The organism is Brachybacterium vulturis, assembly GCF_043641765.1.
Taxonomy (GTDB): domain Bacteria; phylum Actinomycetota; class Actinomycetes; order Actinomycetales; family Dermabacteraceae; genus Brachybacterium; species Brachybacterium vulturis_A.
The window spans coordinates 1-26,615 of record NZ_JBHZRO010000001.1 but is presented as its reverse complement, the minus strand read 5'-3'; the positions used below and the strand labels follow the sequence as shown (position 1 = coordinate 26,615).

Annotated in this window: 23 protein-coding genes; 13 read left to right on the top strand and 10 right to left on the bottom strand. The window is 71.0% G+C overall.

Annotated features, from left to right (window positions below; genetic code table 11):
* The 7 genes from ppsA to ACHUEU_RS00085 all read right to left on the bottom strand — a co-directional run bounded on the left by ppsA (position 1) and on the right by ACHUEU_RS00085 (position 8,403).
* A complete protein-coding gene (gene ppsA, locus ACHUEU_RS00115) occupies positions 1 to 2,391 on the bottom strand; it encodes a phosphoenolpyruvate synthase (RefSeq protein WP_394213831.1) in 2,391 nt (796 codons plus the stop codon).
* A 25-nt stretch (positions 2,392 to 2,416) separates the two neighbouring features.
* Positions 2,417 to 3,340, bottom strand: coding sequence for a pyruvate, water dikinase regulatory protein (locus ACHUEU_RS00110; RefSeq protein ID WP_394213830.1), 924 nt, complete (start codon positions 3,338 to 3,340; stop codon positions 2,417 to 2,419).
* A 179-nt stretch (positions 3,341 to 3,519) separates the two neighbouring features.
* Entirely contained in the window at positions 3,520 to 4,920 is a 1,401-nt protein-coding gene (locus tag ACHUEU_RS00105) for a hypothetical protein (RefSeq protein WP_394213829.1), read from the bottom strand.
* 22 nt (positions 4,921 to 4,942) lie between these two features.
* Positions 4,943 to 5,095, bottom strand: coding sequence for a hypothetical protein (locus ACHUEU_RS00100; RefSeq protein ID WP_394213828.1), 153 nt, complete (start codon positions 5,093 to 5,095; stop codon positions 4,943 to 4,945).
* Positions 5,096 to 5,126: 31 nt separating this feature from the next.
* Positions 5,127 to 6,167: a hemolysin family protein gene (locus ACHUEU_RS00095; RefSeq protein ID WP_394213827.1), complete on the bottom strand. Its 1,041-nt coding sequence runs from the start codon at positions 6,165 to 6,167 to the stop codon at positions 5,127 to 5,129.
* Complete coding sequence (locus ACHUEU_RS00090; RefSeq protein WP_394213826.1) at positions 6,167 to 7,558, bottom strand: hemolysin family protein; 1,392 nt, start codon at positions 7,556 to 7,558, stop codon at positions 6,167 to 6,169. The genes ACHUEU_RS00095 and ACHUEU_RS00090 overlap by 1 nt, the downstream gene beginning before the upstream one ends.
* Before the next feature lie 182 nt (positions 7,559 to 7,740).
* The gene (locus ACHUEU_RS00085) at positions 7,741 to 8,403 is read right to left on the bottom strand and encodes an alpha/beta hydrolase (RefSeq protein ID WP_394213825.1); all 663 of its coding nucleotides are present in this window, start codon (positions 8,401 to 8,403) and stop codon (positions 7,741 to 7,743) included.
* Between the two features lie 425 nt (positions 8,404 to 8,828).
* Here ACHUEU_RS00085 and ACHUEU_RS00080 point away from each other — a divergent pair, with 425 nt between their 5' ends.
* The gene (locus tag ACHUEU_RS00080; RefSeq protein ID WP_394213824.1) at positions 8,829 to 10,463 is read left to right on the top strand and encodes a glycoside hydrolase domain-containing protein; all 1,635 of its coding nucleotides are present in this window, start codon (positions 8,829 to 8,831) and stop codon (positions 10,461 to 10,463) included.
* A gap of 3 nt (positions 10,464 to 10,466) precedes the next feature.
* On the opposite strand, the gene ACHUEU_RS00075 is transcribed toward ACHUEU_RS00080, so the two are convergent.
* The 3 genes from ACHUEU_RS00075 to ACHUEU_RS00065 form a co-directional block, all read right to left on the bottom strand.
* On the bottom strand, positions 10,467 to 10,766 hold the full coding sequence (locus tag ACHUEU_RS00075; protein ID WP_394213823.1) for a hypothetical protein: 300 nt from the start codon (positions 10,764 to 10,766) through the stop codon (positions 10,467 to 10,469).
* A gap of 19 nt (positions 10,767 to 10,785) precedes the next feature.
* Positions 10,786 to 11,340, bottom strand: a complete 555-nt coding sequence (locus tag ACHUEU_RS00070) for a type 1 glutamine amidotransferase domain-containing protein (protein ID WP_394213822.1) — start codon at positions 11,338 to 11,340, stop codon at positions 10,786 to 10,788.
* Between the two features lie 114 nt (positions 11,341 to 11,454).
* Positions 11,455 to 12,879: a protein adenylyltransferase SelO gene (locus tag ACHUEU_RS00065; RefSeq protein ID WP_394213821.1), complete on the bottom strand. Its 1,425-nt coding sequence runs from the start codon at positions 12,877 to 12,879 to the stop codon at positions 11,455 to 11,457.
* 111 nt (positions 12,880 to 12,990) lie between these two features.
* Here ACHUEU_RS00065 and ACHUEU_RS00060 point away from each other — a divergent pair, with 111 nt between their 5' ends.
* From ACHUEU_RS00060 to fdhA, 12 genes are all read left to right on the top strand, one after another.
* Positions 12,991 to 14,439 (top strand): alanine/glycine:cation symporter family protein, encoded by a 1,449-nt coding sequence (locus tag ACHUEU_RS00060; protein WP_394213819.1) that lies wholly within the window; start codon positions 12,991 to 12,993, stop codon positions 14,437 to 14,439.
* Between the two features lie 21 nt (positions 14,440 to 14,460).
* Positions 14,461 to 15,462 carry a proline racemase family protein gene (locus ACHUEU_RS00055; RefSeq protein ID WP_394213818.1) on the top strand — a complete coding sequence of 334 codons (1,002 nt, stop codon included), beginning with the start codon at positions 14,461 to 14,463 and terminating at the stop codon, positions 15,460 to 15,462.
* Positions 15,463 to 15,518: 56 nt separating this feature from the next.
* The gene (locus ACHUEU_RS00050) at positions 15,519 to 16,238 is read left to right on the top strand and encodes a GntR family transcriptional regulator (RefSeq protein ID WP_394213817.1); all 720 of its coding nucleotides are present in this window, start codon (positions 15,519 to 15,521) and stop codon (positions 16,236 to 16,238) included.
* Positions 16,235 to 17,389 (top strand): NAD(P)/FAD-dependent oxidoreductase, encoded by a 1,155-nt coding sequence (locus ACHUEU_RS00045; protein WP_394213816.1) that lies wholly within the window; start codon positions 16,235 to 16,237, stop codon positions 17,387 to 17,389. Before ACHUEU_RS00050 ends, ACHUEU_RS00045 begins: the two co-directional genes overlap by 4 nt.
* Positions 17,386 to 17,661 carry a (2Fe-2S)-binding protein gene (locus tag ACHUEU_RS00040; protein WP_394213815.1) on the top strand — a complete coding sequence of 92 codons (276 nt, stop codon included), beginning with the start codon at positions 17,386 to 17,388 and terminating at the stop codon, positions 17,659 to 17,661. The genes ACHUEU_RS00045 and ACHUEU_RS00040 overlap by 4 nt, the downstream gene beginning before the upstream one ends.
* The gene (locus tag ACHUEU_RS00035; protein WP_394213814.1) at positions 17,654 to 19,126 is read left to right on the top strand and encodes an FAD-dependent oxidoreductase; all 1,473 of its coding nucleotides are present in this window, start codon (positions 17,654 to 17,656) and stop codon (positions 19,124 to 19,126) included. The genes ACHUEU_RS00040 and ACHUEU_RS00035 overlap by 8 nt, the downstream gene beginning before the upstream one ends.
* Positions 19,127 to 19,211: 85 nt before the next feature.
* Positions 19,212 to 20,687 (top strand): aldehyde dehydrogenase, encoded by a 1,476-nt coding sequence (locus ACHUEU_RS00030; RefSeq protein WP_394213813.1) that lies wholly within the window; start codon positions 19,212 to 19,214, stop codon positions 20,685 to 20,687.
* 27 nt (positions 20,688 to 20,714) lie between these two features.
* Positions 20,715 to 21,608: a dihydrodipicolinate synthase family protein gene (locus ACHUEU_RS00025; RefSeq protein ID WP_394213812.1), complete on the top strand. Its 894-nt coding sequence runs from the start codon at positions 20,715 to 20,717 to the stop codon at positions 21,606 to 21,608.
* A 98-nt stretch (positions 21,609 to 21,706) separates the two neighbouring features.
* Entirely contained in the window at positions 21,707 to 22,831 is a 1,125-nt protein-coding gene (locus tag ACHUEU_RS00020) for an ROK family protein (protein WP_394213811.1), read from the top strand.
* Between the two features lie 28 nt (positions 22,832 to 22,859).
* Complete coding sequence (locus ACHUEU_RS00015) at positions 22,860 to 23,741, top strand: sugar phosphate isomerase/epimerase family protein (RefSeq protein WP_394213810.1); 882 nt, start codon at positions 22,860 to 22,862, stop codon at positions 23,739 to 23,741.
* 38 nt (positions 23,742 to 23,779) lie between these two features.
* Complete coding sequence (locus ACHUEU_RS00010) at positions 23,780 to 24,841, top strand: Gfo/Idh/MocA family protein (protein WP_394213809.1); 1,062 nt, start codon at positions 23,780 to 23,782, stop codon at positions 24,839 to 24,841.
* Positions 24,842 to 24,979: 138 nt separating this feature from the next.
* Entirely contained in the window at positions 24,980 to 26,206 is a 1,227-nt protein-coding gene (fdhA, locus tag ACHUEU_RS00005) for a formaldehyde dehydrogenase, glutathione-independent (protein WP_394213808.1), read from the top strand.
* Positions 26,207 to 26,615 lie beyond the last annotated feature (409 nt).

The window sequence follows — 26,615 nt, the reverse complement described above, 5'->3', positions numbered from 1 at the left end:
TCAGGAGACCTCGCCGCCGCCCTGGGCGGCGAGCTTGAGCCAGGTGTCCACGACGGTGTCCGGGTTCAGGGACATCGAGGCGATGCCCTGGTCCAGCAGCCATTCGGCGAGGTCCGGGTGGTCGGACGGGCCCTGACCGCAGATGCCCACGTACTTCCCCGCCGCACGGCAGGCCTCGATCGCCCGGGAGAGCATGAACTTCACCGCCGGGTCCCGCTCGTCGAAGGCGTCCGCGACCAGAGCCGAGTCCCGGTCCAGGCCCAGGGTCAGCTGGGTCATGTCGTTCGAGCCGATCGAGAAGCCGTCGAAGTGCTCGAGGAACAGCTCCGGGGTGGCGGCGTTCGAGGGGATCTCGCACATCATGATGACCTGCAGGTCCTTCTCACCCCGGACCAGGCCGTGGGTGGCCATCAGCTCGATGACGCCCTTGCCCTCCGCGGGGGTGCGCACGAAGGGGATCATGAGCTTCACGTTGGTCAGGCCCATGTCCTCGCGCACGTAGCGCAGCGCCTCGCACTCCATCGCGAAACAGTCCGCGAAGTCCTTCGAGAGGTAGCGGGACGCGCCGCGGTACCCGATCATCGGGTTCTCCTCCTCGGGCTCGAACAGCGGCCCGGCCAGCAGGTTCGCGTACTCGTTGGACTTGAAGTCGCTCATCCGCACGATCACCGGCTCCGGCGCGAAGGCCGCGGCGATGGTGGCCACGCCCTCGGCGACGCGCTGGACGAAGTACTCGCGCGGGGAGGCGTAGGCGGCGATCTTCTCGTGCACCTGCTGCGCGATCTCCGCATGCTCGTGCTCCAGCCGGTCCAGCTCCAGCAGGGCCCGGGGGTGGATGCCGATCTGGCGGTTCACGATGAACTCCAGGCGGGCCAGGCCCACCCCGGCGTGCGGCAGCCGGGAGAAGCCGAAGGCCTGCTCGGGGTTGCCCACGTTCATCATGATCTTCGTGCGCAGCGGCGGCATCGAGTCGACCTCGGAGGAGGAGACGGTGAAGTCCAGCAGCCCCTGGTAGACGAAGCCGGTGTCGCCCTCGGCGGCCGAGACCGTGACCTCGTCGCCGTCGGCCAGCTCGGCGGTGGCGGTGCCGGTGCCGACCACGGCGGGGATCCCCAGCTCGCGGGCGATGATCGCGGCGTGGCAGGTGCGGCCGCCGCGGTTGGTGACGATCGCGCTGGCCCGCTTCATGATCGGCTCCCAGTCGGGATCGGTCATGTCGGCGACCAGCACCTCCCCGGGCCGGAACTCATGCATCCGCTCGATCGTGTCCAGCACCCGCACGGCCCCGGCGCCGATCCGGGCGCCGATCGCCCGGCCCTCGGCGCGGATCGGTCCGCGGGAGCCCAGGATGTACTTCTCGACGGTGTTGCCGGCGCGGGACTGCACCGTCTCGGGGCGGGCCTGGAGGATGTACAGCCCGCCGTCGGCCCCGTCGAGGCCCCATTCGATGTCCATCGGCCGCCCGTAGTGCTCCTCGATGATCAGCGCCTGGCGGGCGAGGTCCGTCACCTGCTGGTCCGTGAGGGACAGGCGGGTGCGCTCGGCGGGGTCGACCTCGATGAACTCGGTGGTGCGGCCGACGGTCGCGTCGTCGGTGTAGACCATCTTGGTGGCCTTCTCGCCGACGGCGCGCTTGAGGATCGCGGGGCGGCCCTCGCGCAGGCCGGGCTTGTACACGTAGAACTCGTCGGGGTTGACCGCACCCTGGACCACGCCCTCGCCGAGCCCGTAGGCGGAGGTGATGAACACGGCCTGGTCGAAGCCGGATTCGGTGTCCATGGTGAACATGACCCCGCTGGAGCCGAGATCGGAGCGGACCATCTTCTGCACCCCGGCCGAGAGCGCCACCGCGGCGTGCTCGAAGTCGTGGTGGACGCGGTAGGCGATCGCCCGGTCGTTGTACAGGGAGGCGAACACCTCGCGGATCGCGGTGAGCACGGAGTCGATGCCGCGCACGTTCAGGAACGTCTCCTGCTGCCCGGCGAAGGAGGCGTCGGGCAGGTCCTCCGCGGTGGCCGAGGAGCGCACCGCGAAGGAGGCCGCCTCACCGCTGCCGGCGGCGAGCTGCTCGTAGGCGGCGCGGATGTCCGCCTCGAGCCGGGCGGGGAAGGGCTGGGCGACGACCAGCTCCCGGATCTCCTTGCCGGTCTCGGCCAGCGCGATCGTGTCCTCGGTGTCCAGACCCTGCAGCCGCTCCTCGATCCGCTGGGCGAGCCCGGTCGCGCCGAGGAACTCGCGATAGGCGTCCGCGGTGGTGGCGAAGCCGTCGGGGACCTGGACCCCGAGCCGGGTCAGGTTCGAGACCATCTCGCCGAGGGAGGCGTTCTTGCCCCCCACCTGCTCGAGGTCCGACATGCCGAGCTCGGAGAACGGGCGGATGCTCTGCGTCATGGCGTGCTCCTTCAGTGATGGGTGCTCAGAGCGGGGTGGTCCCGCGGCGGGCGAGCGATTGGAGGATCAGGGTGGACATCTCCTCGACGGACTTGCTCGAGGAGTCGACGAAGGGGACCCCGTGCACGTCATAGACGCGACGGGCCCGGGACAGCTCCCAGCGGGCCTGCTCGAGGGAGGCGTAGCGCGAATCGGGCATGCGTTCGCTGCGCACCGCCGAGAGCCGCTGCGGTGAGATGAGCAGACCGAAGCAGCGGTCGGCGACGCCCGCGATCGACGCGGGCAGCACCTCGCCGTTCAGGTCCTCGTCCACCAAGGGGTAGTTCGCCACGAAGATCCCGTGCAGCAGGGCGAGGTACATGCTGGTGGGGGTCTTGCCGCAGCGGGACGGCGCGATCAGCACCACGTCAGCCTTCTCGATCGCCCGCACGGACTGGCCGTCATCGTGCTCGATCGCGAACTCGACCGCCTGCATGCGGCGGTTGTACTGGCGGGAGTCCCCCACTCCGTGCAGCCGCGCGGGCGCGTGGTCACCGGTGACCCCGAGCCGGTCCTCGAGCTGGGCCAGGTGCCCGCTGACGAAATCGATCACCGGCGCCGTCGTGGCCCGCAGCTCCTCGCGCACCGCCTCGTCGACCACGGTGAGGAACACCAACGGTGCGACGGCGCCGTCCATCGCCGCATCGAGGTCCCTGCGCACCTCACGCGCCTCCTCGACGGTGCGCACGAAGGGCATCAGCCGGCGCTCGAAGGGGATCGTGGGGAACTGCAGCAGCAGGGCGTTTCCCATGGTCTCGGCGCTGATGCCGGTGGAGTCGGAGATGAAGAAGACCGGGACGGCCGGGGGCCGGACGGAACCGGTGGGAGCCGTGGAGCCCGGTGCTCCGGACGAGGGCCTCCCGGCGGCGGCGGCGGGCAGCGGTGGCGGGAGCGGAAGATCTGCGTTCACTGGGCGCCCCTTGCTCTGGGCCCGGTGACGGGGCACCGGGGACACGTCGATGTGCTGGGCTCACCGTATCCGGGAGAGGAGGCACAGGGACGGGCCGTCCAGGAAGGTGGTGCGGCTCACCACCGGAGTGCGCAGGATCAGCGACGTGCGCGTTCACGTGAGCACGAATGAGCAGACGATCAGGGCTGGCTCTTCTCGCTCTCGCCCGGCTCCTCCGTCTCCGCCGTGTCCTCTGCTGCCCCGTCCTCCTCGACGGGTCGCACCGGCCACCGCTGCACCAGCTCGTCCCGCAGGCCCTGATCCCGGGCATCGAGCACGCTCGAGACCACGATCCCGAGCACGAAGACGACGAGCGCCCCGAGCACGATCCAGGGCCCGAGCGCGCCGGCGGCCCGCAGCTCCGGCCCGGCCGCGGCGTAGAAGTCCCAGTCCGGCAGCTCGGCCACCGCGTCCACGAACCACAGCGCAATGCCGAGGGCGGCGGCCGCCCCGGCAACGGCGAACAACACTTTCAGGATCGTCAGCGAGGTGGGGGCCATCGCCCGGCTGAGCAGGGCGTGCGCCGGCGGGATGGTCGCAGGCTCGGCAAGAGCTCGGCGCAGCACGCGATGCTCGAGCCGGCGGAGGATGATCGTGCAGACCACGATCCCGGCGACGGCGAGCAGCGCCACGCCGCCGGCGACCCCCATCCCCATCGCCAGCAGGTCCACGAGGCGCTCGGTCTCGGGTTCCAGATCCGCGCGCTCGCCCAGCTGCCTGCTGGCCGTGCGGGTGGCATCGGGATAGGCGATACCGACAGTCAGGGTGAAGGCCATCTCCCACGCGATCGCTGAGACCGTGATGATCGCGACCAGCGCCGTGACGAGTCTCCGCACCCCGGCGCCGGGGAGGGCCACGCCCAGTCCCGCCCGCGACCGGGCGGCGGTGACGTCCTGCTCGGTCAGCTCCCGGCCGGCGGCGATGATCCGGTGCGGCTGTGTCCACCATCGCGGCAGCTCCTCGAAGTGTCGCGACTGCCACCGGCGGAACACCCTCCCGGTCAGCGGGATGCCGGCCCAGATCACCGCGAGCAGGAGTGCGCCCCCGCCGAGGATCGCCAGCCCCGTGGGATCGAGACCGCTCTCGAACACGGCGAAGACGACGATGACATAGCAGAAGCCCAGGATCGCGAGCAGCCAGATCGCGATGAGCCTGTACGTCCGCGCGCTGCTCTCCCGCGCCGCCTCCCACTGCAGCGGGAACGGCACCGCCGTCGCCGGCGCGCCACGGCGCATCGCCCCTGCCAGGGCTCGGGCCATCAGCGGCCCCTCGAGCGCGCCGAGCAGCCCGAGCGCGAGCAGCCCGGTCAGCCCCAGAGCGAGGTCGCCGACGAGAGAGGCGCGGGTGACCAGGTCCAGGGTGGTCGCCGCCTCGGACTCGGGCAGCACCTCCTCCGCGACGATGCCGCTGAGGAAGCCGATCGCGAACAACCCCACCAGGCCCATCAGGCCCCAGAGCATCGCCTCCGCGGCGGCTCTGCGGAGCGTCGCCGCTCGGCCGATCGGATGGACCCGCCAGCGGGAGTCGGTGAGGGAGCTCATCGCCATATAGTGCCCGACGAGTTCAGTCGCGGCTCAGGATCGCCACCAGGAAGTCCTCGGACGCGTACCCACGGTCCCGGCCGACGTCCACCACCAGCCGTCCTCCGGGAGCCAGGTGCGCGGCGAGCCCGACGAGCGCGGGGAGGCGCTCCGCCGCGGAGAGGATGAGGAGCACGTTCCCCGCGCCGGTGATGAGGTCGAGCTGCTCATGCGGCGACTCGCGAGTCGTCGCGGATCTGGCCCACCAGCTCCTCGAGCATGTCCTCCAGGGTGACGATGCCGATCACCGTGCCGGTCTCGTCGCTCGCCGCTCCCAGGTGGGCCCCGGAGTCCTGCATCGAGGTGAGCGCCTGCCGCAGCGGTGCCTCGGCCCCGACCACCGGCAGCGCCCGGATGCGCGTGGCGGGGATCGGCAGCTCCCGGTGCTCCTGCACGGAGTCCAGCAGGTCCTTGATGTGGACGTAGCCGGTCAGGCGGCCATCGGCGGCTCGGACCGGGAACCGGGAGTAGCCCTCGACCGCGGCGGCCTCGGCCTGTGCGGCGGTGACGCCCTCGGGGAGGGTGGAGACCTTCTCCAACGGGATCACCAGGTTGGCGACGCTGCGGGCCTCGAAGCGCAGGGCGCCCAGCAGGAGCGCCTCGTCGTTGTCCTCGAGCAGTCCGCCCTGGCGGGACTCGCTCACCATCGCCGCCACCTCGTTGCGGGTGAACACACTGGTGACCTCTGCTTTCGGGGTGACTCCGAGCATCCGCAGCACCAGGTTGCCGCAGGCGTTGAGCAGCCACAGCAGGGGGCGGAGCGCGGTGACGATGCCCATCAGCGGCGGGCTGAGGATCAGCGCCATCCGCTCCGGTCCGGCCAGGGCGATGTTCTTGGGCACCATCTCGCCGAAGACGACGTGCAGGTAGGTGACCAGGGCCAGGGCGATCACGAAGGCGATCGGGTGGGTGAGGGCGCCCGGTACGCCGAGCAGCTCCAGCGGCCCCGCGATCAGGTGTGCGATGGCGGGCTCGCTGATCGCGCCGAGGGCGAGGGAGCATACGGTGATGCCCATCTGCGCGCCGGCCATCATCAGCGAGACCTGCTCCATCGCGGAGATGGTGACCTTCGCGGCCCAGCGGCCCTCGAGCGCCTTCGGCTCGATGACCGAGCGGCGGGCGGAGATCAGGGCGAACTCGGCCCCCACGAAGAAGGCGTTCAGCAGGAGCAGCAGGAAGGTGAGGGCGAGGCCCGTCGGAGTGCTCATCAGCTGTCCACCTTCTCGTGCCCGGCGTGGTCGGCCGCGTCCTCGGCCTCGTCATCGGCCTCGAGGACCTCGACCTTCACGTGGACGGTCTCGATGCGCATGCCGTCGACCTCGATGACCTCGATCCGCAGCCGGGCGGGCTCCTCCCCCGGGGCGGGATCGGTGTCCACGAGCACCTCGTCGCCGACCTCCGCGAGACGGCCCAGCTCCATCGTGATCAGCCCGCCGAGGGTGTCGTAGTCCTCGTGCTCGGGCACGGTGACGCCGAGGCGCTCGGTGGCCTCGTCGGGGCGCATCCGGCCGTCGAGGTCCCAGGAGCCGTCGGCCTCGGGGGTGTCGTCCGTCTCCTCGTCGTGCTCGTCGCGGACCTCGCCGACGATCTCCTCGACCAGGTCCTCGAGGGTGATGAGCCCGGCGTGATCGCCGAACTCGTCGACCACCACGGCCATCTGCAGGCCGCCGGCGCGCAGGGTGTCCATGAGGTCGTCCAGCGGCACGGTGTCAGGCACGAAGGTCGCCGTGCCCATCACCGTCTCGACCAGGGTGCTGGGGCGCTGGTCGAAGGGGACCGCGAGGCCGTGGCGGATGTGGGCGACGCCTGCGATCTCGTTGTCGTCGTCCAGCACCGGGAAGCGGGAATGGCCGGTGACCCTCGCGAGCTCGAGCAGCTCGGCCACGGAGTCGCCGACCTCGAGGGAGTCCATGCGTCCACGCGGGACCATCGCGTCATGTGCACGGCGGTCGCCGAAGGCGAGCGTGCGCTGGACCAGCGAGGCGGTCTCCGCGGCGAGTGCGCCTTCGGCGGCGGACCGCTTGACGAGCACCGCGAGCTCGTCGGCACTGCGGGCGGAGCCGAGCTCCTCCTGCGGTTCGACGCCGAGGGCGCGCACCACGGCGTTGGCGTTGCCGTTGAACAGGCGGATCGGCAGCTTGAAGATCGTGGTGAACAGGCGCTGGAAGCCGACGACCAGCTTGGCCGTGCGCAACGGCTCCGCGATCGCCATGTTCTTGGGCACCAGCTCGCCGAAGATCATGGTCATCCCGGTGGCGAGGACCAGGGCGATGGTCACGGAGACCGAGCGGGCGGCGACCTGGCCGAGGCCGGCGTCGAGCAGGCCGGGGCCGATCAGCGCGGCGATCGCGGGTTCCGCGAGGAAGCCGATCCCCAGGTTCGTGACGGTGATGCCGAGCTGGGCGCCGGAGAGCTGGGTGGAGAGGGTCTTCATCCCCTGCAGGACACCGCCGGCGCGTCTGTCGCCGGCAGCGGCGGCCGCCTCCACCTCGTTGCGGTTGACGGTGATCAGGGAGAACTCGGCGGCGACGAAGCCACCGCAGGCGGCGATCAGCACGAGGCCGACCGCCAGGGATATGAGGGGACCGATCAGGTCCATGGACGGATCCCCCCATGGGAAGTGATGAGATGCGGGCCCGAAGGCCCGGGACTGTCACTGGGGGCGTCGCTGGCGGCGCTCATGATCTCCTGGTGCTCCTCATGACGACTCCGACGATCGGAGGCGGATGAGGGAATGTTACAACCCGCTCCCTGGATGCGGGGGCCGGTGTGGAGGACGCCTCACAGCTCGGCCGCCCGTCGCTGCAGGAAGGAGGCGACGGCGCGCAGCTCGACCTCGTCCACCGCATGGCCCAGCTGCGGTCTGCGCTCCTCCTTTAGCCGGGTGTGAGCGTTCAGGAAGTCGCGCACCGCCTCCTCCCGCCCGTCGGCGAAGTGCGGATCCATGCCGCCGTGCCCCCACAGCACCGGCGGGGACACCTCGGCGAGCGCGGGATCCCCGGGCATCGGGGCGGGGAACGGGAATCCGGAGAGGTTCACGACGAAGTCGAGAGCCTGCGGATCGCGTCGCAGCAACTGCAGAGCGAGGGCCCCGCCCTGGGAGAAGCCGATGGCCCCGACGACCGGAGAGTCCTGCGCAGCGCTCCAGCTCTCGACCGCGGCGGCCGAGGCCTGCAGCGCCTCCGGACGCGCTGGGTCCATCGGCATCTCGAACCAGGCGTAGCCCTGCACGTAGCGATAGATGCCGCGCAGGGAGGCGTAGGTGAAGTCCGCAGGCAGGAAAGGGACCAGCCCGGCGAGGTCGTCCTCGTTGCTGCCCAGGCCGTGGAGCAGGAGCACGATCGGAGCACTGCGCATCCGGCCCGGATCCGAGCGCACCACGGCGTCCTCGTCGATCTCCGTCGCGATCAGCTCGACCGGTGCGTACTGGGAGGCGTTCGTCATCACGGCAGGATAACCGGCGCAGCCTCCCGGCAGGGAAGAACCCCCAGGTCGCGCGGTGCGCTGGTCGGAAGGACGAGATCCGACCCCCTGGGGGTCCCGGCAGCTCGGTGGTATTCGCTGCGCGTCCGGATGAACGGTCGCCTCAGCGGCGAGCCACCTCACACGTCCGATGATCAATCACTTCTCGGACCACCTCCTTCCCTGTGTGCCTCCACCGTAGGACCGCCGCGCGGACAGCGCAATGGATTTTCCACTGGGCGCCGTTCCGTGCTCAGCTCCCACCGGAAGGAGGGGCGTGACCGCGGCCGGGGGCCCCCGCCGGAGGATGAACGCGGTGGTCGCGATGATCTGAGCCAGCGGTCGAGTGGCAGGATGCATGCCGGGCGCCGGCCCGAGACATCGTCGTCCCTTCGAGGAGACCCACCATGCAGTCCGTCCTGATCGATTCCCTGGAGAAGATGCTGGGCGAGGCCGCACCGCGCCCGGTCGCGCTGATCAGCGGTGCCCACGCCTCGGGCTTCCGCGGCGAGGTGCTCTCGCTCCAGGTCGCGCTCCGCCTCGAGGCCGCCGAGGGTCCGGATCTGCGCGTCGAGCTCACCGGCGAGGTCGCCGGCAGCGCCCGGGTCCATGCGGTGCGTCGGGTGCCGGTCTCCTCCGCCGCCCCCGAGGATCCCGACGAGCACTATCTCGTCACCGGACCGGGCGAGTACCCCGACCTGCTCGAGCCCGTCACCGACGGCATCGTGCGGATGGGCCCGGAGATCTGGGAGGCCCTGTGGATCGACGTCGTGGACGCCGTCCCCGGCGAGCACGACCTGACCCTCACCCTCTTCGACGCCACCGACGGGCAGGTCCTCGCCGAGCACGTCCTGCAGCTGCGTGTGCACGAGCATGGCCTGCCGCCGCTGTCGATCACCAACACCCACTGGTTCCATGTCGACAGCCTCTCGACGTACTACGACGTGGAGGTGTTCTCCGAGGAGCACTGGGAGCTGATCGAGAAGTACCTCGTCTCGGCCCGGGAGATGGACGTGAACAGCGTGCTCACCCCCACCTGGACCCCGCCGCTGGACACCGCCGAGGGGCACACCCGGCCCTTCGTCCAGCTCATCGGCATCCGCGAGCAGGGCGGCAAGTACTCCTTCGACCTCTCCCGCCTGGACCGCTGGCTGGAGATCTGCCGCAGGCTGGGCTTCACCGGCCTGGAGATCGCGCACCTGTTCACCCAGTGGGGTGCGCTGCAGACCCCGGCGATCCAGGTGCGGACGGCCACCGGCCTCGAGCACCGCTTCGGCTGGCACGTCCCGGCGACCTCGCCCGACTACCGCCGGCTCCTGGAGGCGCTGATCCCGACGCTGCGCGCCCACCTGGATGAGCACTGGGAGGGACGGGTGCTCTGGCACATCTCGGACGAACCGCGCGAGCACCAGCTCGAGGACTACAGCGCGGCGAAGGCTCAGGTGGCGGACCTGCTCGTGGGCGCGGAGGTGGTCGATGCCCTGAGCCCCTTCGCCTTCGCCGAGCGGGGCGTGGTGGACACCCCGATCGTCGCGACCGATCACGTGGCCCCGTTCCTCGAGGCCGGCCGGCACCCCTGGGTGTACTACTGCGTCTCCCAGAACCGCGAGGTCGCCAATCGCTTCATCGCCCTGCCCTCGGTGCGCAATCGGGTGCTGGGCCGGCAGCTGTTCGCCTTCGAGGCGCCCGGCTTCCTGCACTGGGGCTTCAACTTCTGGTGGGCGCAGTACTCGCTGCGGCCGATCGACCCCTTCGAGGACACCTGCTCGGGCGGCGGCTTCTTCGGCGGCGATCCCTTCGTCGTCTACCCGGGGCCCGACGGCACCCCCTGGCTCTCGCTGCGCTACCGCGTGTTCGTGCAGGCCATGGCCGACCACCGGGCACTGACCTGGCTCGCGGAGCTCACCGATCGTGCGAGCGCGACGGCGCTGATCGACGAGGGCGGCACGCTGACCTACTCGTCGTTCTCCTACGACGTGGACGAGCACCTGCGCGCACGGCACGCGGTCGACGAGAAGATCCTCGCCGCTCTGGGGGGCTGATCCTCAGAGCTCGGGCAGCTCCTGCTCGGCGGTCTCGGCCTCCATGCGGTCCTCCTCGCGGTTGCCCTGCTCGGCGGCCGTGGCGTCGTCCCCGCCGCGATCGCGGTCCGTGTCGAATCCGTAACCGTCGGCGTTGCGGGAATCCGGCCCCTCGGCGGCGACGCGGTCGGTCTCGAGGGCATCATCGATGCTCACCTCCTCGAGGTCCTCGTCGGCGCCGCGCTCGTACTCGTCCTCGCTGGTCGCGGTCATCCGGTCGAGCTCGGGATCGTCGGCGGGATCGTTCGGCTGCATCTGGGTCATGGGGTCCTCCTGGGGTGGGTCAGCTGAGGGCGTCGATGATCGCCGCGGTGAAGGCGTCGAGGTCATCGGGCGTGCGGGAGGTGATGAGGCGGAAGCCGGCGGAGTCGTCGACCACCACCTCCTCATCGACCCATCGCCCGCCCGCGTTGACGAGATCGGTACGGATCGTGGGGACCGAGGTGAGCGCGCGGCCGTCGGCCAGGCCCGTCTCGACCAGCAGCCAGGGTGCATGGCAGATCGCGGCGACGGGCTTGCCGTCAGCGGCGAAGGCGCGGGTCAGGAACTGCGCGGTCTCGTCCCCGCGCAGCGCATCCGCGTTGAGGGTGCCCCCGGGCAGCACCAAGGCGTCGAAGTCCGCGGCCTTCACCGTGGCATGGGTGGCGTCGACGGGGACCACGGGGCCCAGCTCGCGGTCGCGCTCGAGGGTCGTGACCACGCCCGTGTCCGGGGCGACCACGGTGACGCGCGCGCCCGCCTCGCGCAGGGTGGCCAGTGGGATGCGGATCTCGTCGGTCTCCGTGCCGAAGTTGCTGGTCAGCAGCAGAATAGTACGTCCGTCGAGGGTGCTGGTCATGGCGTCTCCTCACGTCGGGGATCTGTGCGGCGACGGTACCACCGACGCTCCGCACGGTCCCGACCGATCGGGTGCCGGGCGGACGAGGAGAGGAACCGACGCGCCCGCCTCGCCTCAGGTCCCGCAGAAGGTCAGGAAATGCTCGCCGCCGTCACCCGGGCCCTCGAGGTGCTCGAGCCCCGTACGGCGGGTGAACGGCGCGGACACCGCGCCGAGCAGCTCCCGCACAGGCCCCAGGTCACCCAGGTGCGCCGAGCGCAGCGCCACCTCGAGGTGGACGTTGCGCGGGATGTACAGCGGGTTGCGGCGGGCCATCTCCGCGGGCGTCGCGGACCGCCGCGGCTCCCAGCGCTGCATCCACTGCGCGAAGGAGGCGCCCGCGACGAGCTCCGCGGCCCTGCCCTCCCCGAGCGCCCGGAAGAAGCCGGTGTGATCGACCTGCTGCTCCTCGAGCAGAGTGAACAGCTCCTGGCCGAGCGCGGACACCCCCTCGACGTCATCGCGGATCCCCAGCTTGCCGGCCAACTGCCGGGTCCAGGCCTGCTGATACCAGCCCTCGTACTGCTCGAGCACCGCGGTGGCCTGCTCCACCGCGACATTCGGGTCCGTCGCCTCCAGCAGCGGCAGGAGGGTCTCGGCGAAGCGGGAGAGGTTCCACAGGGCGATGCCGGGCTGACTGCCGTAGGCGTACCGGCCGCCCCGGTCGATCGAGCTGAACACGGCACCACGACGGTGCACGTCGAGCACGGCGCAGGGCCCGTAATCGATGCCCTGACCGGACAGAGCCATGTTGTCGGTGTTCATCACGCCATGCACGAAGCCCAGCAGCATCCACCGCGCCACCAGCTCCGCCTGGGCGCGGGTCACGGCCTCGAGCAGTCCCAGCGGCCCCTCGGCCGACGGGTGGTGGCGCCGGATCGTGAACTCGACGAGCCGCGCGCGCACCTCCTCGTCCAGGTGCCAGGTCGCGTACTCGAAGGTCCCCACCCGCAGGTGGCTCGCGGCGACCCGCACCAGCAGCGCACCGGGTTCCGGGGTCACGCCCTGACGCGGGGCGATCTGCTCCCCGGTGCTCACCACGGCGAGCGCCCGGCTGGTGGGCACGCCCGTGGCGTGCAGCCATTCACCGATCACGGCCTCGCGCAGCATCGGCCCCAGCGGTGCCTTCCCGTCGCCGCCACGCGCGAAAGGAGTGCGGCCGGAACCTTTCAGATGCAGATCGCGGTGGCGGCCATGGGGGTCCACAAGATCGCCCAGCAGCACCGCCCGACCGTCGCCCAGCTGCGGGTTCGGGCTGCCGAACTGGTGACCGGCGTAGGCCTGTGCGGTGGTGGCGTCGATCTGCCCGGTCAGCAGTGCGAGCCCCTCCTCGCTGCGCAGCCACGTCGCATCGAACCCCAGCTCCGCGGCGAGCGGCTCGTTCAGCCAGGCGATCTCCGGGCGCGGCGGCGCCTCGGCACGCCAGGGGACCGACAGCTCGGGGAGCGCGTCGGCGTAGCTCTGCTGGAGCACCGGGACGGGCGGGGCGAACTTCTCCATCTCCCCAGTCTCCCATCCGCACTTAGTGCAATGTCACAGTTGACATTGTGTGATCTGCGACCTACTGTCATCCGCGCCGACTCACGACGATGTGGCAGAGGAATCTCGGATATGGACCTGCTCAGCACCCTGAACGGCTGGATCTGGAACCCGATGGCGTACTTCGCCCTCGCGGTCGGCCTGTTCTTCACCATCCTCACCGGGGCGGTGCAGTTCCGACGGCTCCCGGACATGTTCCGCCAGGTCCTGGCGAAGCCCCATGACAGCGAGGGGGTCGCGCCGCTGCAGGCGCTGCTGCTGACCCTGGCCAGCCGCGTCGGCGTCGGAAATATCGCCGGCGTCGCCACGGCGATCGCCGCCGGAGGCCCCGGAGCCCTGTTCTGGATGGTGGTGACCGCCCTGCTCGGCTCCGCCAGCGCCTTCGCGGAGACCGTCCTCGCCCAGGTCTTCAAGCGGCGCATCGACGGTGAGCACCGCGGCGGCGCACCCTTCTACGTCGAGTTCGGGCTGCACCTGAAGTGGCTGGCCGTGTCCCTCGCGGTCGGCTACATGTTCTTCTACGGCTTCGTCTTCTCCGGTGTGCAGTCCAACAACATCGCCACCTCCGTCGAGGTCGCCTTCGGCGTGCCGACCTGGGTCACTGCGATCCTGCTCACCGGCCTGCTCGGCTTCACCGTCATCGGCGGCACCAAGCGCATCATCCACGCCGCCCAGATCATGGTGCCGGTGATGGCACTCGTCTACATCCTCTTCACCGCGGTGATCATCGTCCTGAACCTCGATCAGGTCCTGCCCACGATCGAGCTCGTGCTCGCCTCCGCCTTCGGTCGCGACCAGATCTTCGGCGGCATCGCCGGCGCCGCGATCGCCTGGGGCGTGCGACGCGCGGTCTTCTCGAACGTCGCCGGCGTCGGCGAGGGCACCTTCGGCTCCGCCGCGGCCTCCACCAGCCATCCGGCCAAGCAGGGCCTGGTGCAGTCCCTGTCGGTCTTCCTCGACACGATCGTCGTCTGCACCGCCACCGGCATCATGATCATCATCACCGGTTCCTTCAATGTCGTCCATCGCGGGCAGACCCTCGTGGAGAACATCCCCGGCGTCGAGGCGGGAGTGACCTACACGCAGACCGCCATCGACTCCGCGGTCGGCGGCTTCGGCCCCGCCTTCGTCGCGATCGCCCTGTTCTTCTTCGCCTTCACCACGATGGTCGCCTTCTACTACATCGCCGAGACGAACCTCGGCTACCTCTGCGGCTCCACCGGAGGCTGGCCCAGTGCGGTCCTGAAGACCGGGGCCATGGCCATCACTGCCTTCGGCGCGCTGGTCTCCGCCGATGCGATGTGGCTGATCGGCGATATCGGCTACGGCCTGCTGGGCTGGACGAACATGCTGATCATCCTGGCCCTCAGCCCTGTGGTGTACACAGTGATCAAGGATTACGACCGTCAGCGGAAGCAGGGCCTGGACCCGTCCTTCGATCCGGCCGGTCTCGGCATCTCCGACGCCGACTTCTGGACCAGCTCCACCCCCGCCGACGCCGACGCCGACGTCGCCCGCTGACCCCTCGAAGGAGAGCTCCCGATGCGCACCACACACGTCTACCACGCCGTCGACTCGCACACGGAGGGCATGCCCACGCGCGTCATCACCGGCGGCGTCCCCCCGATCCCGGGGGCCACGATGGCCGATCGCCGGCTGTGGTTCATGGAGCATCGCGACGGGCTGCGGAAGCTCCTGATGCGCGAGCCGCGCGGCCACGGCGCGATGAGCGGGGCCATCCTGCAGCCCCCGACACGGCCCGACGCCGACTGGGGTGTGCTCTACATCGAGGTCTCCGGCCTGCTGCCGATGTGCGGTCACGGCACCATCGGCGTCGCGACCGTGCTCGTGGAGACCGGCATGGTCGAGGTGACCGAGCCGGTCACCACGATCCGTCTGGACACTCCCGCCGGGCTGGTGGTCGCCGAGGTCGCGGTGAGCGACGGCCGCGCCGACGCGGTGACACTGCGCAACGTCCCCTCGTTCCTGATGCGCCGCGAGGCGAGCATCGAGGTCCCGGGCCACGGCAGCGTCCGCTACGACCTGGGATTCGGCGGGAACTTCTACGCGATCGTGGAGCTGGCGGACCTCGGCCTGCCCTTCGACCGGGCCGAGAAGGGTCGTCTGCTCACGGCGGGCCTGGCGATCATGGAGGCGATCAACGCCGCCGACGCGCCGGTCCACCCCGAGCGGGAGGACATCCGCGAGGTCCACCACGTCTACCTCGCCGCGCCCGGGTCGACCGCGCAGCACTCCCGTCACGCGATGGCGATCCATCCGGGCTGGTTCGACCGGTCCCCCTGCGGTACCGGCACGAGTGCCCGGATGGCGCAGCTCCACGCCCGTGGCGAGCTCGCCCTGGAGACCGACTTCCTCAACGAGTCCTTCATCGGCTCGAGGTTCGTCGGCCGACTGGTCGGGACCACCACCGTCGGCGGCCATGACGCGGTGCTCCCCCTGGTCACCGGACGCGCCTGGGTGACCGGCACCGCGCAGTACATGCTGGATCCCACGGATCCGTATCCCGAGGGCTTCGAGCTGTGAGCGCACCGACGGCCATTACGGTGAGGGTCCACGAGCCGGCCCGACAGGAGCACCCCATGTCCGCGAGCGAGATCCCACTGGGAGAGATCCAGCAGTACAAGAGTCTGCGCGCCTCGGTGACCGATGCGCTGCGCAGCGCGATCATCCTGGGCGACCTCGAGGAGGGGCAGCTGTACTCCGCCCCCGCCCTGGCGGCACCGCTGGGCGTCTCGGCGACCCCCGTGCGCGAGGCGATGATGGATCTCGCCCGCGAGGGCCTGGTGACCACCATGAAGAACAAGGGCTTCCGGATCACGGAGATGACCGGTGCCGATCTCGAGGAGCAGACCCAGGTGCGCCAGCTGCTCGAGGGTCCCGCGATGCGGGCGCTGGCCGGGCACGTGCCGGAGGCGGACCTCGCCTCCCTGCGCGAGCTGGCGGATCGCATCGCCGACGGGGCCCGGGAGGGCGACCTGCACAGCTATCTCCAGGGCGACCGCGAGTTCCATGCCCGCCTCCTCGAGCACACCGGGAATCGTCGACTGGTGGACCTCACCACCCGGCTGCGCGGTCAGACCCGCATGCGGGCGCTGCGCCGATTGGCCGACAGCGGCCGCCTCGTCGGCTCCGCGCAGGAGCACCATCGGCTGCTGGACCTGCTGGCCGCCGGGGACGGCGAGGGTGCCTACGGGCTGATCGTGCAGCACATCGGCCACACCTCGCGGCTGTGGTCCACGGGCGACGAGGAGACCGGCGGGACCGATTCGCCGCTGCTCGATCTGGTGCCCCCGACATGACCCGCGGCACCGACGTCCTGGTGATCGGGGCCGGCGCGATCGGGGCCGCGATCACCTACTACTGCGCCCTGCTCGGGCTGTCCGTGCGGGTGGTGGACCGCGGCGCCCCCGGCGGCGGGACCAGCTCCCGCTGCGAGGGGAACATCCTGGTCTCGGACAAGGAGCACGGTCCCGAGCTGGACCTGGCGAACTACTCCTTGGGCCTCTGGCACGGGGAGCTGGCCGAGCACGGCCACCGCTGGGAGTTCGAGCAGAAGGGCGGCATCATCGTCGCCTCCCGCGACTCGAGCATGGTCTCGCTGCGCCGGGTGCTGGCCGCGCAGCGCGAGTACGGCATCAGGGTGCAGGAGATCGACGCCGCCGAGCTGCTCGAGCTCGAGCCGCACGTCTCCCCCGATGCGGTGGGCGCGGCCCTGTACCCCGACGATTCGCAGGTCATGCCGATGCAGCTGGTCGCGCATCTGCTCTCCCTCGCCCGTGGGCTGGGCGCCGAGGTGCTCCCGCACTGCGAGGTCACCGGCCTGCTGCGGGACGGCGAGCGCATCGTCGGCGCCCGCACCACGGATGGGGACCTGCCCGCCGGCGCGGTGGTCGACGCCGCCGGGCCCTGGGCCGCCCAGCTCGCGGCGCTGGCCGGGGTGGAGCTGCCGATCGCCCCCCGGCGCGGCTACGTGATGGTCACCGAGCCGATGCCGCCGCGGGTGTTCCACAAGGTCTACGCCGCGGAGTACATCGACGACGTCGGCAGCTCGGACGCCTCCCTGCAGTCCTCCCCGGTGGTGGAGTCCACGCCCGCCGGGAGCATCCTGCTGGGCTCCTCGCGCGAGCAGGTGGGCTTCTCCGACGCGCTCAGCCGTGAGGCGCTGCGCCGCATCGCTGCGAACGCCGCGGCGCTGTTCCCCTTCCTCCGCGACGTGCGCGTGCTGCGGCACTACCACGGCTTCCGCCCCTACTCCCCGGACCACGTGCCGACGATCGGCCCCGATTCCCGCGCACCGGGCCTGTGGCACGCGGGCGGTCACGAGGGCGCCGGGATCGGGCTCAGCGTCGGCACCGGCAAGCTCCTCGCGCAGGCCCTCGCCGGCCACCGCCCCGACCTCGACCTCTCCCCCTTCGACCCGGCCCGCTTCTCCACAGGAGGCACCGCATGAGCACCCCCTCGGACCCCGCCGTCCGCCTCACCGTGGACGGCACGCCGCTCACCGTCCCCGCCCACCGCACCGTCGCCGCGGCCCTGATGCTCGAGGGCGAGGACGCCGGCTGGCGCACCACCCGCCGCACCGGTGAGCAGCGCGGCCTCTTCTGCGGGATCGGGGTCTGCTTCGACTGCCTGGCCACGGTCGACGGGCGGCGCGGCCAGCGCACCTGCCTGGTCGAGGTGGCCGACGGGATGGACGTGCGGACGGGGACCGACGATGACTGAGCGCCCCGCTGCATCCACTCCCGCTGCACCGCAGCCCGTCGCGGTGGTGGTGATCGGCGGCGGTCCCGCCGGTCTCGCCGCCGCCGTCGAAGCGGCCCGCACCTGCGAGGACGTGGTGCTGATCGATGCCGGGCCGCGTCTGGGCGGGCAGTTCTGGCGCCACGGGGCGAAGGACGAGCTTCCCGGGGCCCCTGCCCCGCGCTGGCACCACGGCTGGTCGACCTACCGTGCCCTGCACGAGGACGTCCTCGCGGAGCGCGAGGACGGACGCCTGCGCCTGCTGACCTCGACCCACGTCCATGCCCTCGACGTCGATGCCGACGGCGGGCTGCTCGTCCACCTCGCCCCCACCCCCGAGGCCCGCCCCGCCACGCCGATCCCGAGGACGCTCGCGGCCGAGACGGTGGTGCTGTGCCCCGGCGCCTACGACCGACAGCTCCCGGTGCGGGGCTGGACGCTCCCGGGGGTGATGGCCGCGGGCGGGGTGCAGGCCTTCATCAAGGTCCAGCAGCAGGCCCCGGGCAGGCGCGTGCTGCTGGCCGGGACCGGTCCGTTCCTGCTGGCCGCCGCCGCCTCGGTGCTCGAGGCCGGGGCAGAGGTGGTCGCGATCTGCGAGTCCGGCGATCTCAGCGGCTGGGTGCCGCGCGGGATCACCGGGGCGCTGGTCCCCGGCAAGGGCCTCGAGGGCGCCCAGTACGCAGCGCTCCTCGCCCACCATCGCGTCCCCTACCGGAGACGCCACGTGGTCTCGGCGATTCTCGGCAAGGACCGGGTCCGCTCGGTGGAGATCTCCCGCACCGACCGCCGAGGCGCCCCGATCCCGGGCACCTCCCGAGTTCTCGAGGACGTGGACGTGGTGGGGCTGGGCTGGGGATTCGTCCCCCAGGCCGAGCTGCTGCTGCAGGCCGGCGCCGCGACCCGGCTGGATGTCGACGGGTCCCTGGTGGGCGTGGTGGACGCCGAGCAGGCCTCGACCGTGCCCGGACTGTTCCTGGCCGGAGAGATCACGGGAGTGACCGGGGCGAGCGGTGCGGTGGCCGAGGGCCGGCTCGCCGGTCGCGCCGCCGCCGGCCGCGCCGTCGGCAGCTCCCCCGTCGGCCACTCCTCCCTCGCCGCGCGCCGGGACCTCTCCGCGCGCATCCGCCATCGCCTCTTCGCCGGCGTCATGCACCATGCGCACCCGGCCCCGGAGGGCTGGATCGAGGCGGCCAGCGCCGACACCGTGGTATGCCGCTGCGAAGAGGTCACCCTCGGGGAGATCACCGCGGCCCGCGAGGAGCTGGGCGCGACGGACCCGCGCTCCCTCAAAGGCGTGACCCGGGCGGGGATGGGCATCTGCCAGGGCCGGATCTGCGGGGCGGCGATGCTGTGCCTCGGCAGTGACGAGCGCACCCGTCACGAGGCCTCCCGGGCGGTCGCGAAGCGTCCGCTGGCCCTCCCCCTCACGGTCGACGAACTTTCCTGACCAGCACCTCACCCTGTGCAATTGCACATGGTAGTGTGAACGACAGTCCCGCCCGACCGGGCGCTCGACGACGAGAGGACCTCCCGTGACCGCCACGCTCCCCGAGCCCGTCCGCACCCTCGCCTATCTCGACGGCGCCTTCGTGCCCGCCGTCTCCGGTGCCACCCTGGCCAGCATCAACCCGGCGACGGGCGAGAAACTCGTCGACATCGCCGCCTGCGATGCAGAGGACGTCGACCGCGCCGTCGCCTCCGCCCGCGCGGCCTTCGAGTCCGGCGTCTGGAGCCGCACGCACCCCTCCGAGCGCCGCGAGGTGCTGATGCGCCTGGTCGCACTGCTCGAGGAGAACCTCGAGGACCTCGCGCTCACGGAGGCGATCGACGCCGGCAAGCCGATCACCGACTGCCGCGAGTTCGACCTCCCCGACACCATCAACTCCATCCGCTGGTACGCCGAGGCGGCGGACAAGGTCTTCGGGAAGACCACCCCCACCGCCGAGGGCACCCTCGGCATGATCGTGCACGAGCCGATCGGCGTGGTCGGTGCGGTGCTGCCGTGGAACTTCCCGCTGGCGATGCTTGCCTGGAAGCTCGGCCCGGCGCTGGCCTCGGGCAACTCCGTGGTGGTCAAGCCCCCGGAGCTGACCACCCTGACCAGCCTGCGCTTCGCGGAGCTCGCCACGGAAGCGGGGCTCCCGGATGGCGTGCTCAATGTCGTCCCCGGCCTCGGCCACGTCACCGGCAGGGCGCTGGGCCTCCACGGCGACGTGGATGCCATCTCCTTCACCGGCTCCAACGAGGTGGGCCGCGAGTTCCTGCGCTACTCGGCGGAGTCGAACCTCAAGAAGATCGTGCTGGAGCTGGGCGGCAAGGCCCCGCAGATCGTCACCGCCGACAATGCCGACCGCCTTGAGCTGGTCGCGGACGACCTCGCCGAGGCGGCCTTCGGCAACATGGGCCAGAACTGCACCGCCGGCTCACGGATCCTGGTCCACACCTCGATCCTCGATGACTTCGTGGGGCATCTGGTCACGGCCACCGAGAGGAACGTGGTCGGCGACCCCTTGAACCCGACCACCACCATCGGTGCCCTGGTCGAGGAGCCCGCCCTAGTGCGGGTCGCCGGATTCGTCGAGGACGCGGTGGCCGACGGTGCCACCGTGCGCACCGGCGGCGCTCGGACGCGGCAGGAGTCCGGTGGCTGGTTCTACCCGCCCACCGTGGTCACCGACGTCCGCGAGGACATGGCCATCGCCCGTGAGGAGATCTTCGGACCAGTCGTGGCGGTGCTGCCGTTCACCGACCTGGACGACGCGATCCGGATCGCGAACGACACTCCCTACGGCCTCGCCGCGACCGTCTGGTCCCGTGACCTCGACGACGCCCTCACCGCGGCGCGTGCGGTACGAGCCGGGACCGTCTCCATCAACGGCTACTCCGAAGGGGACATCACCACCCCGTTCGGCGGCTACAGGGAGTCCGGCTTCGGCGGCCGGGACAACGGGCTCGAGGCCTTCGCGCAGTACACCGAGACCAAGACGATCTGGATCACCCTGCGCTGACCGGCGCCCCTTCCGAAAGGACCCACCATGACCCACAGCTCGATGCGCGGAGTCTTCGCCGTCTCGACCACTCCCTTCACCCCCGACGGTGCGCAGGACCTCGCCATGTACGCCCGCAGCATCGAGCGGGTGCTCGCGGCAGGGGTCGACGGGGTCCTCGCCCTCGGCGCGACCGGCGAAGCGCTCGCCCTCACGGACTCCGAGCGCGAGGCCCAGATCCGCCACCTGATCACCACGGTCGACGGCCGTGTGCCCGTGGTGGTGGGCTGCATGGCCTACCGGCCGCACGAGGTCTCCGCCCTGATCACGCAGGCCGCAGAGCTCGGCGCCTCCGCCGCAATGGTCACCCCGCCGTTCTACGGCGGTCTCGCCGCGGCCGACGCGGTCGCGGCGCTCTCCCCCGTCCTCGCGACCTCCGAGCTGCCGGTCATGGTCTACAACAACCCTCACTCCACCGGCGTGGACCTGCTCCCCGCGGATCTCGTGCCGCTCCTGGAGCACGAGGCGTTCTGGAGCGTCAAGGAGACCTCCGGCGAGGCGACGCGGATACGGGAGCTGCGTGGGGCCCTCGGAGACGGCGTGGAGGTCTTCGTCGGCGCTGACGGTCTCGCCCTGGAGGGCTTCACCCAAGGGGCGAACGGCTGGGTCGCCGCCTCGTCATGGCTCACCCCCGCCCGCTGCGTCGAGCTCTGGCGCCAGGCGCGCGAGGGCGACTGGTCCGCAGCGGTCCAGTCGTGGGACCGCCTCGCCGGTCCGCTCGGGCAGATCGAGGCGGATCCCGCCTTCATCTCCCTGATCAAGCGTGCTCTCGGGGAGCTCGGCCTCGCACAGGGCGCCGTGCGCACGCCGCTGCCCACCGCCTCCGACGACGCCGTCACCACCCTCGTCGCGACCCTGCAGGAAATGGGCGAGGAGCACTGACCGCTTGACGGCTCCGGCCGCGGGGAGCACACTGGACACGCACAATGTGCAACCCCCTTACGTAATAGTGGTGGGGACCTGCGACGCGAGAGGGACCGATGGCCACGGCGCTCTCCCATCCCTCTGCGGTCCGCCTCGCCAATGCGCGTGACTGCGTGGTCGTGCTGCGGGAGGCCACCGCGGCGCTGAGCCTGGCCGAGCTCGCCGCGGCGACGGGACTCTCCCGCCCCACCGTCGAGGCCGTGCTGGAGGACCTGCGCGCCACCGGGCTCGTCGCGCCCGCCCCGGCCGCGACCCCGGGTGGGGCCGGGCGTCCGGCGCGCCGCTTCGGATTCGACGCCTCCGCGGCGACGGTCGCCGCCTTCGACATCGGCACCAGCACCGTGCGCTGCCTGGTCTCCGATGCCGCCGGGCACGTCCTGGCCCGCTCCTCCGCGCCCGCCACGGGCTCCGACCCCCTCGCCCCGCTCACGCAGGCGCTGCACGAGACCGGGACGACTCCCACCGCGGTCGGGGTCGCCGTCCCCGGGATCCTGGGGCCCGACGGCCGCATCACCCGGAGCCTCGCGGTGCCCGGCCTGGAGGGTCTCGATCTCGGCACGGTGCTCGCCGAGCGCCTGGGCTGCCCGGTGGCGGTCGAGAACGACATCAAGCTCGCCGCGCTCGCCGAGCACCACCTCGCCCCGCCTGCCCACAGCATCGTGCTCCTCCAGCTGGGCCACCGGATCTCCGTCGCCGTCGTGGTCGGCGGCGAGATCCTGCAGGGAGCCCATCGCCTGGCCGGCGAGCTCGGCAGCCAGCGCGGGATGCGGTGGACCGACAGCTCGGTGCGCGGCCGGCTGACCTGGTCCAGCGGTGACGACGGACGAGCGCTCCTCGAGCGTGCCGCCGCCGGGGACGCCGCCGCCCAGGCCGAGGTCGAGGACTTCTGCACCCAGATCGCCCCGCGGCTGGCCACCGTGCTGCTCACCGTCGACCCCGAACGGGTCGTCGTCGGCGGCGGCCTCTCCCGCGCCGGCGAGACCCTGCTGACGCCGCTGCGCCGCGCCGTCGGCCGGTTGCTGATGACCGAGCTCACCCCCGAGCTGGTGCCCGCGCGGCTGACCACCGACGGCGCCCTCATCGGGGCGCTCGGCCTGGGCTTCGCCCACGGCTCCTCGCAGATCACCGGCATCCCCGAGGTCCCGGCCCCCTGGCACCGCTTCCACGCCACCCTGTCCTGACCACCCCCCCGACCTGCAAGGACGCCCCATGACCGCCGACATCACCTTCGGCTTCAGTTCCTACAGCTTCCACGCGAAGCTCTCCACCGGGGAGATGACCCTGCCGCAGGTCATCGACTGGATCGCCGCGAGCGAGGGGGAGCATCTCGAGCTCGCCGTCCTGGCCGACGATCCCGCCTCCCCGATCCCCAACCTCGCCTCCGACCCGACCTACGTGGACCGCATCCGCGACCACGCCGCCGCGGCCGGTGTCCTGCTGAGCAACCTCGCCATCGGCGCCGACCTCTCCTCCGGCGACCCGGCGCAGACCGCGCGGGTGAAGGAGTACGTCGATCTCGCCGCACGGCTGGGGATCACCCGGATGCGCCACGACGTGGTGCCCCACGGCGGCCACGAGGGGGACGACACCCCGCTGTTCGAGCGGGTGGTGCCGCAGATCGTCGCGGCGAGCAAGGAGATCGCGCAGTACGCCGCGACGAAGGGCATCACCACCAGCCTCGAGAACCACGGATACTTCGTGCAGGCCGCGGACAGGATCCGTCGCATCATCCACGCGGTCGACGAGCCGAACTTCCTCACCACCCTCGACGTGGGCAACTTCGTGTGCGTCGACGAGGATCCCGCGGTCTCGGTCGCCCAGAACCTCCCGTACGCGATGGTCGTGCACATCAAGGACTTCTACGTGCGACCGGCCGACGCCGCCCCCGGCGAGGGGTGGTTCCGCAGCCGTGGCGGCAAGCCATTGCGCGGGGCGGTCGTGGGAAGCGGCGACATCGATCTGCGGGCCGTGGCCCGGGCCATCCATGACTCCGACTTCTCCGGCTACGCCGCGATCGAGTTCGAGGGCTGGGAGGACTGCCTTCTGGGCTGCGAGCGCGGGATCGCCTACGCCAAGAGCCTGTTCACCTGACCACGCCTGTCCCCCCCCTGACGAAGGAAGCATCACCCATGACGAAGTTCCGAGTCGGCGTCATCGGCGCCGGCAGCATCGCCCAGTCCCACCTCACCGCGTACTCCCAGAACGCTGAGGTCGAGCTGATCGCGGTCGCCGACATGAATCTCGAGCGGGCGCAGACGGTGGCCGCGCAGTTCGGCGCGGCGCGCGCCTACGCCGACCCTCACGAGCTGCTCGCCGATCCGGGGATCGACGGCGTCTCGATCTGCACCTGGAACAACTCCCACGCCTCCTGGGCGATCGCCGCGCTCGAGGCCGGCAAGCATGTGCTGGTCGAGAAGCCGCTGGCCCGCACCCTGGCCGAGGCTGAGGAGATCCAGCGCGTCGCCGCGCAGAGCGACCGGGTGGCGCAGGTGGGCTTCGTGCGCCGCCACTCGCCCAACTGCCAGGTGCTGAAGTCCTTCATCGATGCGGACGAGCTGGGCGAGATCTACTACGCCAAGGCCAGCTGCCTGCGCCGCGTCGGCAATCCCGGCGGCTGGTTCGCGGACAAGGAGCTCTCCGGAGGCGGCCCGCTGCTGGACATCGGCATCCATGTGCTGGACCTGTGCTGGTACCTGATGGGCAGCCCCACAGTGGTCTCGGTCAGCGGGAACACCTACGACAAGCTCGGCAGCCGCGGGAACGTCACCACCATGCCCCGCTACAAGGCGGCGGACTACGACCCCGACAAGAACACCGTCGAGGACCTCGCCAACGCGGTGATCCGCTTCGAGAACGGCGCCTCGCTGCTGCTGGACTGCTCGTTCTCGCTGCATGCCACCAAGGACTCGATCGACGTCTCGGTCTTTGGCGAGAAGGGGGGCGCGGAGCTCGAGCCCTCGCTCCACATCGCGACGGAGATGCACGACTCGGTGGTCAACATCGAGCCGCAGATCGCCTCGCGCAGCTTCGAGTTCGGGGTCGGGTTCGCCAACGAGATCCAGAACTTCGTCGACACCTCCCTGGGGCGGGCCGAGTCGATCGCTCCGGCCTGGCACGGAGTCGAGATCGTGCGCATCCTCGAGGCGATCTACGAGTCGGCCGAGACCGGTCGAGAGGTCTCCCTCGTCTGAGCTGGCGAGCCCGTCGCGGGCCGCCCCTGCCACCCGTTGACTTTGTGACGCAGTTCACGGAGCCTGGGGGAACGTGCGGCTCGGCGACAGGTGCGATGGCGCATCGGGAGCCGCCCGAGAGGGCAAGGAGGCTCATCGATGTCCAGCAATCGCGCAGTCGCATACAAGGGACCGGGCAAGGTCGAGGTGATCGACATCGACTACCCCACCTACGAGCTGCAGGACGGACCGGGCGTGAATCCGGACAATGTGGGCCGGAAACTCCCCCATGCCGCGATCCTCAAAGTGGTCACGACGAACATCTGCGGCTCCGACCAGCACATGGTGCGCGGCCGCACCACGGCTCCCAAGGACCTGGTGCTCGGGCACGAGATCACCGGTGAGGTGATCGAGACCGGTCCCGGGGTCGAGTTCATCCAGAAGGGCGACCTGGTCTCGGTGCCCTTCAACATCTCCTGCGGACGCTGCGAGATGTGCAAGACCCGCCGCACCGAGATCTGCCTGAACGTGAATCCCGACCGTCCCGGCAGTGCCTACGGCTACGTGGACATGGGCGGCTGGGTCGGCGGTCAGGCCGAGTACGTGCTGGTGCCGTATGCGGACTGGAACCTGCTGAAGTTCCCGGACAAGGACCAGGCCATGGAGAAGATTCTCGATCTGACCATGCTCTCGGACATCTTCCCCACCGGCTTCCACGGCGCGGTCTCCGCCGGGGTGGGTCCCGGCTCCTCGGTGTACATCGCCGGTGCCGGCCCGGTGGGCACGGCGGCCGCCGTGGGTGCTCAGCTGCTGGGCGCCTCGGTGGTGATCATGGCGGACATGAACGCTGAGCGTCTGGCCAATGCGGCGAAGTTCGGCTGCGAGACGATCGACGTGTCGACGGAGGACCCGCGCGAGGGCATCGCCCGGATCCTCGGCCGGGAGGAGGTCGACGCGGGAGTGGATGCGGTCGGCTTCGAGGCCCGCGGGCATGGCAAGGATGCGCAGGAGGCGCCGGCGACGGTGCTGAACACGCTGATGGATGTGACGCGTGCCGGTGGTGCGCTCGGCATCCCCGGTCTGTACGTGACCGGTGACCCGGGCGGTGTGGACGAGGCGGCGCAGGAGGGCTCGCTCTCGCTGCGCCTCGGATTGGGCTGGGCGAAGGCGCTGGCGTTCACCACCGGTCAGTGCCCGGTGATGAAGTACCACCGGCAGCTGATGGAGGCGATCCTGCACGACAAGGTGCAGATCGCCGACGCCGTCAATGCCGCAGCGATCTCGCTGGACGATGCCCCGGCCGGCTACGAGAAGTTCGATGCAGGGGTCGCCACGAAGTACGTCATCGATCCCCATGGCATGACCGGCAAGGTGCAGCCGGTCTGAGCAGTCCGGTCGTCAGCGCCCGTCCCGGGGCTGCCTGGCCGTCTCCGGGGCGGGCGTTGCATTCCGGGATGACATCGATGTGATGCCCGCGGCGAACGTGCAGGTCCCGGGCCGGACGCGGCGTCGTCAGCCGACGGATGGACGGGCGTGCGGCGACCCGATCGCAGGTCACCATGCGGCTTCACATCGATGTCAGAACGGATTCGTGATCCCTTTCGGTCCCGCCCTCGGCCATGGACACGCTCACCCCCAGGTGGTCAGAAGGGTGGGTCGCTCTCCTCCGGGGTGGGGCCGGGAGGGATGATCCGGCGGGCGTAGCGGCCGGGGTAGGCGCGTCGGTAGGCGTTGGCGCGCTGCTCCGCGGCCCGTTCCGCGCGGGGGCGGGCCTGCTCCTCGGCATGGAGGCGCT

What these genes read in the sequence shown, in the direction of transcription:
- ppsA (WP_394213831.1), bottom strand. Translation starts at nt 2,391, where the DNA reads ATGACGCAGAGCATCCGCCCGTTCTCCGAGCTCGGCATGTCGGACCTC.
- ACHUEU_RS00105 (WP_394213829.1), bottom strand. Translation starts at nt 4,920, where the DNA reads ATGAGCTCCCTCACCGACTCCCGCTGGCGGGTCCATCCGATCGGCCGA.
- ACHUEU_RS00095 (WP_394213827.1), bottom strand. Translation starts at nt 6,167, where the DNA reads ATGAGCACTCCGACGGGCCTCGCCCTCACCTTCCTGCTGCTCCTGCTG.
- ACHUEU_RS00090 (WP_394213826.1), bottom strand. Translation starts at nt 7,558, where the DNA reads ATGGACCTGATCGGTCCCCTCATATCCCTGGCGGTCGGCCTCGTGCTG.
- ACHUEU_RS00085 (WP_394213825.1), bottom strand. Translation starts at nt 8,403, where the DNA reads ATGACGAACGCCTCCCAGTACGCACCGGTCGAGCTGATCGCGACGGAG.
- ACHUEU_RS00080 (WP_394213824.1), top strand. Translation starts at nt 8,829, where the DNA reads ATGCAGTCCGTCCTGATCGATTCCCTGGAGAAGATGCTGGGCGAGGCC.
- ACHUEU_RS00075 (WP_394213823.1), bottom strand. Translation starts at nt 10,766, where the DNA reads ATGACCCAGATGCAGCCGAACGATCCCGCCGACGATCCCGAGCTCGAC.
- ACHUEU_RS00070 (WP_394213822.1), bottom strand. Translation starts at nt 11,340, where the DNA reads ATGACCAGCACCCTCGACGGACGTACTATTCTGCTGCTGACCAGCAAC.
- ACHUEU_RS00065 (WP_394213821.1), bottom strand. Translation starts at nt 12,879, where the DNA reads ATGGAGAAGTTCGCCCCGCCCGTCCCGGTGCTCCAGCAGAGCTACGCC.
- ACHUEU_RS00060 (WP_394213819.1), top strand. Translation starts at nt 12,991, where the DNA reads ATGGACCTGCTCAGCACCCTGAACGGCTGGATCTGGAACCCGATGGCG.
- ACHUEU_RS00055 (WP_394213818.1), top strand. Translation starts at nt 14,461, where the DNA reads ATGCGCACCACACACGTCTACCACGCCGTCGACTCGCACACGGAGGGC.
- ACHUEU_RS00050 (WP_394213817.1), top strand. Translation starts at nt 15,519, where the DNA reads ATGTCCGCGAGCGAGATCCCACTGGGAGAGATCCAGCAGTACAAGAGT.
- ACHUEU_RS00045 (WP_394213816.1), top strand. Translation starts at nt 16,235, where the DNA reads ATGACCCGCGGCACCGACGTCCTGGTGATCGGGGCCGGCGCGATCGGG.
- ACHUEU_RS00040 (WP_394213815.1), top strand. Translation starts at nt 17,386, where the DNA reads ATGAGCACCCCCTCGGACCCCGCCGTCCGCCTCACCGTGGACGGCACG.
- ACHUEU_RS00035 (WP_394213814.1), top strand. Translation starts at nt 17,654, where the DNA reads ATGACTGAGCGCCCCGCTGCATCCACTCCCGCTGCACCGCAGCCCGTC.
- ACHUEU_RS00025 (WP_394213812.1), top strand. Translation starts at nt 20,715, where the DNA reads ATGACCCACAGCTCGATGCGCGGAGTCTTCGCCGTCTCGACCACTCCC.
- ACHUEU_RS00020 (WP_394213811.1), top strand. Translation starts at nt 21,707, where the DNA reads ATGGCCACGGCGCTCTCCCATCCCTCTGCGGTCCGCCTCGCCAATGCG.
- ACHUEU_RS00015 (WP_394213810.1), top strand. Translation starts at nt 22,860, where the DNA reads ATGACCGCCGACATCACCTTCGGCTTCAGTTCCTACAGCTTCCACGCG.
- ACHUEU_RS00010 (WP_394213809.1), top strand. Translation starts at nt 23,780, where the DNA reads ATGACGAAGTTCCGAGTCGGCGTCATCGGCGCCGGCAGCATCGCCCAG.
- fdhA (WP_394213808.1), top strand. Translation starts at nt 24,980, where the DNA reads ATGTCCAGCAATCGCGCAGTCGCATACAAGGGACCGGGCAAGGTCGAG.